Annotated in this window: 8 protein-coding genes; 4 read left to right on the top strand and 4 right to left on the bottom strand. The window is 64.0% G+C overall.

Annotated features, from left to right (window positions below; translation table 11 throughout):
* Positions 1–448 precede the first annotated feature (448 nt).
* A complete protein-coding gene (locus tag JJB74_RS30500) occupies positions 449–1,558 on the top strand; it encodes a zinc-binding dehydrogenase (protein WP_200598334.1) in 1,110 nt (369 codons plus the stop codon).
* Positions 1,559–1,679: 121 nt separating this feature from the next.
* A complete protein-coding gene (locus JJB74_RS30495; protein WP_200598333.1) occupies positions 1,680–4,577 on the top strand; it encodes an insulinase family protein in 2,898 nt (965 codons plus the stop codon).
* A 111-nt stretch (positions 4,578–4,688) separates the two neighbouring features.
* Here the strand turns inward: JJB74_RS30495 and JJB74_RS30490 are convergent, their stop codons facing one another.
* The 4 genes from JJB74_RS30490 to JJB74_RS30475 all read right to left on the bottom strand — a co-directional run bounded on the left by JJB74_RS30490 (position 4,689) and on the right by JJB74_RS30475 (position 8,267).
* Complete coding sequence (locus tag JJB74_RS30490; protein ID WP_200598332.1) at positions 4,689–5,375, bottom strand: ATP-binding cassette domain-containing protein; 687 nt, start codon at positions 5,373–5,375, stop codon at positions 4,689–4,691.
* Between the two features lie 4 nt (positions 5,376–5,379).
* Positions 5,380–6,060 (bottom strand): molybdate ABC transporter permease subunit, encoded by a 681-nt coding sequence (modB, locus tag JJB74_RS30485; RefSeq protein ID WP_200598331.1) that lies wholly within the window; start codon positions 6,058–6,060, stop codon positions 5,380–5,382.
* Position 6,061: 1 nt separating this feature from the next.
* Positions 6,062–6,736, bottom strand: coding sequence for a molybdate ABC transporter substrate-binding protein (modA, locus tag JJB74_RS30480; protein WP_325170200.1), 675 nt, complete (start codon positions 6,734–6,736; stop codon positions 6,062–6,064).
* A gap of 217 nt (positions 6,737–6,953) precedes the next feature.
* Positions 6,954–8,267: an MFS family transporter gene (locus JJB74_RS30475; protein WP_200598329.1), complete on the bottom strand. Its 1,314-nt coding sequence runs from the start codon at positions 8,265–8,267 to the stop codon at positions 6,954–6,956.
* Between the two features lie 342 nt (positions 8,268–8,609).
* Between JJB74_RS30475 and JJB74_RS30470 the strand changes: the two genes are divergently transcribed.
* Both JJB74_RS30470 and JJB74_RS30465 read left to right on the top strand, forming a co-directional pair.
* On the top strand, positions 8,610–10,040 hold the full coding sequence (locus JJB74_RS30470) for a sodium:solute symporter family protein (protein ID WP_200598328.1): 1,431 nt from the start codon (positions 8,610–8,612) through the stop codon (positions 10,038–10,040).
* A 115-nt stretch (positions 10,041–10,155) separates the two neighbouring features.
* Complete coding sequence (locus JJB74_RS30465) at positions 10,156–11,430, top strand: MFS transporter (protein ID WP_234484992.1); 1,275 nt, start codon at positions 10,156–10,158, stop codon at positions 11,428–11,430.
* Positions 11,431–11,433 lie beyond the last annotated feature (3 nt).

Here is an 11,433-nt window from a genome sequence, read left to right as displayed (position 1 = left end):
CGCATCTGATATCGTGCCCACACTTATCGGCTGTTGCTTGTTAAAGAACTGAATCCTGTCTGCCCCGACCTTTCGGTCAGCGCTGCGAAGCGTCGTGTTCGTCAGCAGCAGAGAAGCGAGATTATGCTGTGTTCCATTATCGTCGTCAAGTGCTTTTCTTCGCACTCGATTCCGTCTCCGGAACCTGTTTCAGCAACTCCGGAATTAATCCCCGGCCCCGCTGAACAGGGGCGCAATCATACTGCAGAACTTCGCGCCACGCCAAGAGGTCTTCGAGCATAAAAACACGTTTTTTGCCGGGGTTGCAGCAGCACTGGATAAGCAATGCGGAAATGGGTCGCTGTCAGCCGCGCCCTTGCCGAGCGCGTACATCATCAGGTAAAAACCCGAAGCCATTCATTCATTAATCAATAGGCATCACCAATCCGCTCAGCGGAAGGAGGAGAACATGCAGCAAAAGGCAAAAGCAGTCGTCTGCCGTGAGGTTAATCAGCCGGTGGTGGTCGAAGAGATTCTTATCGACCCGCCACAACGCGGCGAGGTGATGATCAAGCTTGCCGCATGCGGCGTTTGTCACAGCGATCTCTCGGCGACGAATGGCACGATCCCATTCCCGACGCCAGTCATCCTGGGTCACGAAGGCGCCGGGGTAATCATTGCCGTTGGCGATGGCGTGAGCGAATACAAGGTAGGCGACCATGTCGTCAGCTCCTTCGTCAGCATGTGCGGCAAGTGCCGCTATTGCCAGACTGGCCGTCCTCAGCTTTGCGACCAGGCCGCAAAAGCCGCGACCACCCTGCCCGACGGAAGCCTGCGCACGCGCGACGCCACCGGCAAGCCGCTGAACATTTTCTCCGGCTGCGGCGTAATGGCCGAATACGCGACGCTGCACGTCGACAATGTGGTGAAAATCGATCAGCAGATGCCGCTGGACAAGGCCGCGTTGATAGGCTGCGGCGTGATGACCGGCGTAGGCGCAGCGGTCAACACCGCACAGGTAGAGCCCGGCTCGATCGCCGTCGTGTTCGGCTGCGGTGGCGTCGGCCTTAACGCAGTCCAGGGCTGCGCTATCGCCGGCGCGCGCATGATCGTCGCCGTCGACACTTCGGACGCTAAGCTCGAGATGGCGCGCCAGTTCGGCGCAACCCACGTTATCAACAGCAAAAACGAGGAGAACCCGGTCAAGAGCATCATCAAGCTCACCGAAGGCGGCGCGGATTACGCCTTCGAATGCGTAGGACTCGGCGAAATCGCAGCCCAAGCCTATGGCGTGCTCGGCAAGGGCGGCAAGGCAGTGGTCGTTGGCGTTGCCAGTCCAAAGGACATGACCTCGATTCGCACTGCGACACTGACCTTCGGCGAAAAGACGCTGACCGGCAGCTATTTCGGCTCAGCACGTCCGCGCCAGGACTTTCCGCGCCTGATCGGCCTGTATCGCAGCCATCGGCTTAAGCTGGATGAATTGATCACCCGCACTTATCGCATCGACGAGGCGCCCCAGGCCTTCGCCGACCTGAGCGCCGGTCGCAATGCCCGTGGCGTGATCCTCTTCGACTGACGCCGCACCAGCCATGCCGCGACGCCGGCATGGCTGCAAGCAAAGCGCACGCGTGCCGCCCGGCAGTGCTGCCGGATATCCAGTAGCATGCTGGGACCATTTTTCTCACCTGGAACCGACGATGAGTTTTATCGAGCAACGCGTACGCAACATCAAGGCGATGAATGCGACCTTGAAGGAGTACCAGCATCCGGCCAGCGGCGCGCGCCACATTCACCTGGAAACCGATGACCCGGAAATGGTGTTCCTGGTCGCCTTCCCGACGGTGCCCGACAAGAGCGACGGCCGCGCCCACATCCTCGAACACCTGGCGCTATGCGGTTCAGCGCGCTATCCGGTTCGCGACCCGTTCTTCTCGATGCTGCGCCGCTCCACCGCGACTTACATGAATGCGATGACCTATCCGGACCGCACCGTGTACCCGTTCGCCAGCACCAGCGACGCCGATTTCTTCAATCTGCTCGGCGTCTATCTCGATGCCGCCTTCTTTCCGCGCCTGGACTATCTCGATTTCCTGCAGGAGGGCTGGCGACATACGCTTGAAGAAGGAAAGCTCGGCTATGGCGGCGTGGTATTCAATGAAATGAAGGGCGCGTTCGCCGATCCAATGCGCGCGCTCGCCCAGGGCATGGACACAGTGCTGTTCTCCGGCACCACCTATGAAGTCGAATCCGGTGGCGATCCGCTGCATATTCCTTCGCTCGGCCACCAGGACCTGATCGAGTTCCACGCCAGTCACTACCATCCGTCGCAAGCCATATTCATGACCTCGGGCCGCATCGATCCGGCCCGGGTGCAGGAAGTGATCAACGAGCATGTGCTGAACAAGCTGGACGGCTTCGCGCCGCGCCGCATGCCCGAGCTCGCTTCCTACTGGGACCGGCCGCGCGAGCAGCAGCTGCATCTGCCCTCGCCCACCGCACGTCAGGACGAGCACGGCATCCAGCTGGCCTGGCTGCTGGAGGAAAGCAGTGATGCCTTTGCCTACTACAGCGCGCACCTGCTCGAGTCCGGGCTGGTGGGCGACTCCTCGGCGCCGCTCATGCAGGCCATGGAAAGCGCGGGCTATGGCCGCCCTTCCGCCTTCAACGGCCTGGACTCGGGACACCGGCAGATGGTGTTCCATCTCGGAATGGAAGGCTTGACGATGGAGCAGACTACGCTGGCGCGCAATCGCATCTGGGAGGCGCTGGAGCGCACTGCCGAGGAAGGGGTGCCGCAGGAAGTGTTGCAGGCGGCCCTGCGCAATCTGCGCTTTCATCAGCGAGAAATCCAGGGCGGACATCTGCCCTATGGCATGCGCAAGCTGCTGCAGGCGCTGCCGTTCGAAATGGCTGGCGGCGATGTGATGGCGGCCTTCGACAGCGAGCCCGCCTTCGAGCGGCTCGAAGCGGAGATCCGCGATCCGGCATTCTTCACTTCCATGGTCCGGCGCCTGCTGGAAGCGCCGACGCTGCTGACGACCACCACCATTCCCGACGCCCGCTATTTCGAAGCGCGCCAGGAAATCGAGAATCAGCGCCTGGCCGAGCGCGAGCGCGCGCTGACGATGGAAGAGCGCGAGCGCATCGCCGCCGACGCGGCAACGCTGCTCGCGCGCCAGCGCCAGCCGGCGAACAATGCGCTGCTGCCGCGCATCCGTCCCGAAGATGTCAGCCCGGCGCCGCGCCCGCTGTATGCACTGCCGCAGGCGGACGGAACACGCCTTGCGCTGGCGATCGCCTCGAATGGGGTTTGCTACGGCCGCGTGGTGTATGACCTGTCGGCGCTGCCGGCGTCGGACTGGCCATGGCTGGACCTGTACGCCGCGCTGCTGCCCGACCTCGGCGTCGGCGATCGCGACTTTGCTGCGGCCGCGGCATGGCGCCAGCAGCTTGCGCCCACGTTCGCGGTCGATCTCGATGCGCAGGAACGCGTCGCGCCGGAGGGCGAGAGCCCGGCGTTGCTGATCCGCCTGTCGTTCGCATCGAAGAATGTGCGCGAGGAGGCGCAGGGCATCGCCGCGCTGCTGTCGGAATCGGTGCGCGCGCCGCGCTTCGATGAAGACGAGCGCATCTCTTTCCTGATCGACAGCATCGTACAGAACCAGGCGCAAAGCATTGCCGAGCATGGCGACCAGTACGCGGCGATCACCGCCGAGCTGCCGCTGTCGCCGCGCAAGCGTTTCCAGAATGCGGTCGAAGGCGTGGATGCGCTGCGCTTCTATGCGGACCTGGCGCAGAACATCGAAAGCGAAGAAGGTCTGGCCGAAATCAGCCGGCAACTCGAAGCGCTGCACCAGCGCATTCTGGCCTGCCCGGTGCGCATCATTGGCGCCGGCGAAGGCGAGGATGGACGCCGGCTTGCCGAAGCCATCGATGTGCCGGGCGCAGACGGCTTTGCCACGCGCCACGGCGCTACGGCGCAGGCCGACACGCCATCGCTGGCTCAGGTAGCCCTGGTCGCGCCGGCGCAGGTGAACCACTGCTTCGCGAGCTGGCCGACCGTGCGCCTGGGCCATCCGGATGCGCCGACGCTCGCGGTGCTGGCCAACCTCCTGACCAATGGCGTGCTGCACCAGGCGCTGCGCGAGGAAGGCGGAGCCTATGGCGGCCGCGCCCGCTATTCGCCGCAATCCGGCGTGCTCACGATGCTGTCGTATCGCGACCCGCGGCTGGCCGGCACCTATCGCGACTTCGAGCGCGCGATCGATTGGGTACTGGAGACGCCGCTGCAGCGCGAGCATATCGAGGAAGCCATCATCGGCGTCATCGGCGAACTCGACCGTCCGCAGACGCCCTTCCATGAGGCGATGCAATCGTGGCAGATGCAGCTGCTCGGGGTCACTAAAGAGATCCGCCAGGCCTTCCGCCAAGGCGTGCTCAACTGCACCGAGGAAGCGCTGAAGATGGTTGCCCGTGCCTACCTGAAGGACCGCATGCCCAGCCGCGCCGCCTTTGCCGGCAATGCCGAGCAGGATCTGGCGGGACTGCAGCCGCTGGATCTGCTGGCGCTGGTGCCGCAGCAGCACGAGGAGTGAGCAGTCACAACTGAGTAGGCTGGGCGCCAGCCCACGCGTTTTACGTCATCGACGATACGCGTGGGCTTTGCCCACCCTACGGCACTGCGGCAGGCTTACCGACGGACCACCCTACCCCACCCGCATCGCCTCGGCACCGACGATGCGGCCTTCACGAATCTGGACGACATCCTGCGCGAAGCAGGCAATGTCTTCCTCGTCATGCGTGATCAGGAGCATCGGCATGCCGAGCCGTGCCTGCAGTTCGAGCAACTCGGCACGAAGACGCAGCCGTAGCGCGCGATCCAGCGCGGCAAATGGCTCATCCAGCAGCAACGCTTGCGGCTCGGCCACCAGCGCGCGCGCCAGCGCCACCCGCTGGCGCTGACCGCCGGAAAGCTGGGCCGGATACTGATGTGCAACCGGCTCGAGTTCGAAAGCCTCCAGCCAACGCGCCACTGCTTCATGCTTCAGCGCGCGGGCCGGATTGAGCCAGCCTGCGCGTAGCGAAAAGGCGATGTTCTGCAGCACCGTCAGATGCGGAAACAGCGCGTAGTCCTGGAACAGATAAGCGAGCGAGCGCTGCTGCGGCGGCAGCGCGATGCCGCGTTCGCTGTCGAACAGCGTGCGTCCGTCGACGCGGATATGCCCAACATCCGGCAATGACAGGCCGGCCAGCAATTGCAGCGTCTGACTCTTGCCCGCGCCGGAAGGACCGAACAGCACCAGGCGCCTGGCATCGCTGGCGAAGGTGATATCGAGAGTGAAGCTGCGGCGTCCATGCCGCAACAGCTTCTGCGCCGATACATCCCAGATCATGCGCTTACCTCCCCGGTCGGGAAACGATGCGTCCCGGCACCAGCCGCCCGGCCGCAAGCAGCACGGCAATGCAGGTCACCGAAGTCACCAGCACCAGGAAATTCGCCAGGTCGTCCTGCCCGGCCTGCACCGCTTCGTAGACCGCGATCGACAGCGTCTGCGTCTTGCCCGGGATGCTGCCCGCCACCATCAGCGTTGCGCCGAACTCTCCGGTCGCGCGGGCAAAAGCCAGCAGCACGCCGGCCAGAATGCCGCGCCATGCCAGCGGCAACGTCACGCGGAAGAAGACGCCCGTCTCGGAAACACGCAACACGCGCGCGGCCTGCTCGAATTGCGGATCGACCGCTTCGAACGCAGCGCGCGCCGATTTGAATACCAGCGGAAACGCTACCACGCTGGCCGCGATCACGGCGCCCTGCCAGGTAAAGATCAGATTGATGCCCAAGTTCTGAAGCAGCCAACGTCCCAGCGGCCCATTGCGCCCAAGCAGCACCAGCAGGTAATAGCCGAGCACCGTCGGCGGCATCACCATAGGCAGCGTCAGCACCGCGTCGAGCAATTCGCTGCCGAAGAAGCGCTTGCGCGCCAGCAGCCAGCCGACGGCCACGCCCGCGACCAGGTTGATGAGCGTCGCGCATCCGGCAACCTTGAGCGTCAGTCCGAGCGCAATCCATGCGGCTTCCATTTCAGGGCTTGCCGAAGCCGTACTTCGCCAGGACCGCCTGCGCGCCCGGCGAGACCAGGTAATCGACGAAGGCTTGCGCCAGCGCCGCCTGGGCGCTGCCGGCAATCGGCGCGGCTGGATAGAGGATCCGCTGCGGCGTCGGCACGGTGAATGCGACCCGGACACGATCGCGCAGCAGCGCGGCATCGGTTCCGTACACGAAGCCGGCATCGACCTCGCCGCGCGCGACATAGTCCAGCGCCTGCCTGACGTTCTGCGCCGCGATCATCCTGCGCTCTATCGCCGATCGCAAACCGGCGCTCTCCAACGCAGCCATGGCATACCGGCCGGCAGGCACGCTTCCCGGCACGCCGATCGCGATGCGGCCACAGGCGGTTTGCAGCAGTTGTTCCAGATTCGCAGGCTGACATTTGCCGCCAACGGGCACGATCAGCACCAGGCTGTTCGATGCGAAATTCACGCGCTTGCCGGCGGCAAGCAGTCCACGCCGCTGCGCTGTATCCATGCTTTCCTGATCCGCGCTGGCAAACACATCGGCCGGCGCGCCCTTGGCGATCTGTTGCAGCAGCGCGCCGGATGCACCGAGATTCAGACTCAGGCTAGCGCCCGGATGCGCAGCCTCGAATGCCGGCTTCAATTCCGCGAAGGCATTGCCGAGGCTGGCCGCGGCGGACACCACAAGCTCGGCGCCGCTCGCAGCGCAGCAAAAACACATAGCGATGGGGAGAAGCAGAAACCGAGACATGCCAGAGTCCGAGAGGAAAAGTCCGTAATATACGACGAGATATAACGCAGGGCCTGAAAAAAGGCAGGAGGCTTGCGCCCGACCTGCCTTGTCCTGCTGATGACTCAGCGATGATGCAGTGCTCGCATACTGCCTGCCCACTGGGCTTTCAATGGTCGGTATGCAGATAGCTCGCCTGACGCGGCAGTCGCAGGCTGACCAGGAACACCACCACCATCATTGCCGAGACATACCAGTAGAAGGCCGGCTCGTGGCCTATGTCCTTCAGATACAGCGCCACATATTCCGCCGAACCGCCGAAGATGGCATTGCCCACCGCATAGGCCAAACCAACGCCGAGCGCGCGCACTTCGGGGGGGAACATCTCGGCTTTCACGATGCCCGAGATCGACGTGTACAGGCTGACGATGGCCAGCGCCGCGATGATCAGCGCCATCGCGATGCCCGGACTCACGGTCGTTCCCAGCGCGGAAAGAATCGGCAGCGTGAAGATGGCACCGAGCACGCCGAAAAGCAGCATGTTGTTGCGACGGCCGATGCGGTCCGACAGCGCCCCGAACACCGGCTGCAGGCACATGTAAACAAAGAGGCAGACGGTCATCACATAGCTGGCGGTCTTCTTGTCCATGCCCGCGGTGTTGACCAGGTACTTCTGCATGTAGGTCGTAAACGTGTAGAAGATCAGCGAGCCGCCGGCGGTATAACCGACCACGGTGAAGAAGGCGCGGCCATGATGGCGGAACAGTCCGGCCAGGCTGCCGGCTTCCTTGTTCTGGCGGCTTTCGGCGGTGGTGGTTTCATGCAGCGTGCGACGCAGCATCATCGACACCACGCCGGTCGCGGCGCCGATCACGAAAGGAATGCGCCAGCCCCAGGCCTTCAGCTCCGCTTCCGACAGGAAGGCCTGCAGGATCACCACGACCAGCACGGCGAGCAGCTGTCCGCCGATCAGGGTCACGTACTGGAACGAGGAATAAAAGCCGCGCCGGCCGCGCAGCGCCACTTCCGACATATAGGTTGCGGTGGTGCCGTATTCGCCGCCGACCGACAGGCCCTGCAGCAGCCGCGCCACCAGCAGCAGGAAAGGTGCCCAGGCGCCGATGGTGGCATACACCGGCAGGCACGCGATCATCAGCGAGCCGAAGCACATCATCATCACCGACACCACCAGCGAGAACTTGCGACCGCGCCGGTCCGCGATACGGCCGAACAGCCAGCCGCCGATGGGACGCATCAGGAAGCCGGCCGCGAATACGCCGGCGGTGTTGAGCAACTGCGCGGTCTGGTCCATCTTCGGGAAAAAGGCCGCCGCGAAATACAGCGCGCAGAACGAGTAAACATAAAAGTCGAACCACTCGACGAGGTTGCCGCTCGATGCGGCCATGACGGCAAAGATGCGCTTGCGCTTCTCCTCGGCGGTATAGACGTGAGGAGTCGCTTCAGCAGGTTTGATGGTGCTCATGAGGAAGGGGATGTCTTTCAATTAAGGCAGCGCGCATGGTAACGCTTTTTGTTTGGGGACGGAAAAGTCATGCCGAGCCGTATACCGAGAGTCATCGTCAAGCACAGCCCGTCTTCGATCGAGTCCTCGCGCCGACGGCGGCGTCGCTTCCGACACAAGCGAACATCGAAGGTGGCAAAAGCGGTGATCCGGTTCCCTTCCTACGCGTCCCGCATGGAAATAGTGTGCAATAATGCGCAACCGTTAAATCCGCCCGCGTCCTGCGTAGCGTACCGACCCCTGAACTGACCCGATTCCACCCTCGTCCGCAGACCTGCCCAACCCGGTTCCTCGTCCGATTTCATGAACGCTCTCATCTGGTTTGTCATTCTTTACTGGGTCGTGTCGGTAGGCATCGGCCTGTACGCCGCGCGCTATGTCGGCAACTCCAAGGACTACGCGGTCGCCGGACGTTCGCTGCCGATGTATGTGGTCACGGCGACTGTGTTCGCCACCTGGTTCGGCTCGGAAACGGTGCTCGGCATTTCCTCCACCTTCGTCAAGGAAGGCCTGCGCGGCGTCATTGCCGATCCCTTCGGTTCCTCGCTGTGCCTGATCCTGGTCGGCCTGTTCTTCGCCAAACCGCTGTACCGGATGAACCTGCTCACCATCGGCGACTACTACCGCAACCGCTACGGCCGCGCGGTCGAAGTGCTGATGACGCTGTGCATCGTGGTTTCCTATCTCGGCTGGGTCGCGGCGCAGATCAAGGCGCTGGGGCTGGTATTCAACGTCGTGTCCGGCGGCGCGATCGCCATGGAAACCGGCATGATCATCGGCGCGGCCAGCGTGTTGCTCTACACCCTGCTCGGCGGCATGTGGTCGGTTGCCATTACCGACTTCCTGCAGATGATCATCATCGTCATCGGCATGATCTACATCGGCTGGGAAGTCTCGGGCATGACCGGGGGCGCCGGCCAGGTCATCGCCCATGCGGCCGACACGGGTCGTCTGCAACTGCTCCCGGCGGCGCAGCCGCGCGAGGTGCTGTGGTTCTTCGCCGCGTGGATCACGATGATGCTCGGCTCGATACCGCAGCAGGACGTATTCCAGCGGGTATCTTCCTCAAAGAACGAGCGCATCGCCGGCAACGCCTCGGTGCTGGGCGGCGTGCTCTACTTCTGCTTCGCCTTCATCCCGATGTTTCTCGCCTACTCGGCCACGCTGATCGATCCGAAGATGGTGGAAGGCTTGATCGACAAGGATCCGCAGCTGATCCTGCCGACGCTGATCATGACCAAGGTGCCCCTGATCGCGCAGGTCATGTTCTTCGGCGCGCTGCTGTCGGCCATCAAGAGCTGCGCCTCCGCCACGCTGCTGGCGCCCTCGGTTACCTTTACCGAGAACATCCTCAAGGGCCTGCTGCCGCGCCAGAGCGACCGGCAATTCCTGCTGACCATGCGCATCGTGGTGCTGATCTTCACCGGCATCGTCACCGTGTTCGCGATGAACACCGGCTCCTCGATCTACAAGATGGTGGAGAACGCTTACAAGGTCACACTGGTGGCGGCCTTCGTGCCACTGGCCTTCGGCCTGTACTGGAAGAGCGCGAACCGCCAGGGCGCGCTGGCTTCCATCCTGCTCGGCCTTGCCTCCTGGGTCACGCTCGAGGTCGTCGCGCCGGAAGGCTTCTGGCCGCCGCAGCTCGTCGGCGTACTGGCGAGCATGGCGGGCATGGTGGTCGGTTCGCTGTTGCCGCAGGTGTCGCGGCGCATGGCGGCGGCGGAGCAGTGAAACTTTCGGCCGGCATGTCCCGGCCATCGGCGCCGCGCCGCGGATGAGCGCAAACCGTGTGCCGCGTGCACCCGGCCGGGCAGCAGATCCCAGGCCGTCCCTGGAGCGGGAAACGATGCGCCGTGTATCGCGGCGCATCCTGCCCTTCCTGATCCTGTGCTATCTCGGCGCATTCATCAATCGCGGCAACCTCGGCATGGCCGCGCTGCAGATGAATCAGGACCTCGGTCTGTCCCCGGCCATGTTCAGCCTGGCCGGCAGCCTGTTCTTCATCGCGTACTTCCTGTTCGAAGTGCCAAGCAATCTGCTGATGCAACGCTTCGGCGCGCGGCGCTGGCTTGCGCGCATCATGATCAGCTGGGGCCTGGTAGCCATGGGCACTGCCTTCGTCAGGGACATGGGCGCGCTGTGCGCAATGCGCTTTCTGCTTGGCGCTGCGGAAGCCGGATTCTTCCCGGGCGTCATCCTGTACCTCGGCAACTGGTTTCCGGCGGCTTACCAGGCCAGGATCATCGGCATGTTCATGGCTGCGATACCCGCCTCCGCCTTCCTGTCGTCGCCGCTTTCCGCACTGCTGCTGCAGATGGATGGCGCGGCCGGCCTGCGCGGCTGGCAATGGCTGTTCCTGGCCGAAGGCCTGCTGCCGCTGCTGCTCGGCTGCAGTTGCCTGTTCCTTCTGGCCGACAGCGCGCAGCAGGCGCGCTGGCTTCCACAAGACCAGCGCGCATGGCTTGCGCAACGCATCGCGCGCGAGTCGCGCATGCGCGCCGGGATCCGGCATGAAAGCCTGGCCAGACTGCTGCGCGAGCCGCGGCTCTGGCGCCTGGCGCTGATATGTTCCGCGGCTTCCGCTTCGGGCACCGTGCTGAACCTGTGGCAGCCGCAGATCCTGAAATCCTTCGGCGCCAGCGTCATGCAGACCGGACTGTTGAATGCGGCGCCGTATGCCGTCGCTACGGTGGTGATGGTGCTATGGGGCCGGCACTCGGATCGCAGCCTGGAACGGCGCTGGCATACGGCCATCCCGCTGCTGCTGTGCGGCGCCGGTCTGTGCCTTTCGCTGCTGGCGCGCGCCCCGGGGGGCATTTATGCCGGGCTGTGCATGACGCTCATCGGCAGCTATGCCTTCAAGGGACCGTTCTGGGCCATGACCTCCGGCTGTCTTTCGGGCCGCGCCGCGGCCGCGGGCATCGCCGGCGTGAACGCCGTGTCGAATCTGGTCGGCGGCGGGTTGATCCTGAACCTGAGCGGTTGGCTGAGAGAACAACGCGGCGATGGGCTCGCGCTCGCGCCGCTGGCCTTGCTGTGCGGGCTCGGCATCCTGGCCTTGCTGTCGCTGCGCACAGGGGTTGCACAGCCGCGCCCCGGACCCGCCGACGAAGCGCTCTGAGCC

Origin of the sequence: Noviherbaspirillum pedocola, assembly GCF_016632335.1 — a bacterium.
Lineage (GTDB): Bacteria > Pseudomonadota > Gammaproteobacteria > Burkholderiales > Burkholderiaceae_D > Noviherbaspirillum_A > Noviherbaspirillum_A pedocola.
The sequence above is the reverse complement of the archived record's forward strand: the minus strand, read 5'-3'. Positions and strand labels throughout refer to the sequence as shown.

Coding starts and splice junctions, on each gene's coding strand:
- JJB74_RS30500 (WP_200598334.1), top strand. CDS start 449: ATGCAGCAAAAGGCAAAAGCAGTCGTCTGCCGTGAGGTTAATCAGCCG.
- JJB74_RS30495 (WP_200598333.1), top strand. CDS start 1,680: ATGAGTTTTATCGAGCAACGCGTACGCAACATCAAGGCGATGAATGCG.
- JJB74_RS30490 (WP_200598332.1), bottom strand. CDS start 5,375: ATGATCTGGGATGTATCGGCGCAGAAGCTGTTGCGGCATGGACGCCGC.
- modB (WP_200598331.1), bottom strand. CDS start 6,060: ATGGAAGCCGCATGGATTGCGCTCGGACTGACGCTCAAGGTTGCCGGA.
- JJB74_RS30475 (WP_200598329.1), bottom strand. CDS start 8,267: ATGAGCACCATCAAACCTGCTGAAGCGACTCCTCACGTCTATACCGCC.
- JJB74_RS30470 (WP_200598328.1), top strand. CDS start 8,610: ATGAACGCTCTCATCTGGTTTGTCATTCTTTACTGGGTCGTGTCGGTA.
- JJB74_RS30465 (WP_234484992.1), top strand. CDS start 10,156: ATGCGCCGTGTATCGCGGCGCATCCTGCCCTTCCTGATCCTGTGCTAT.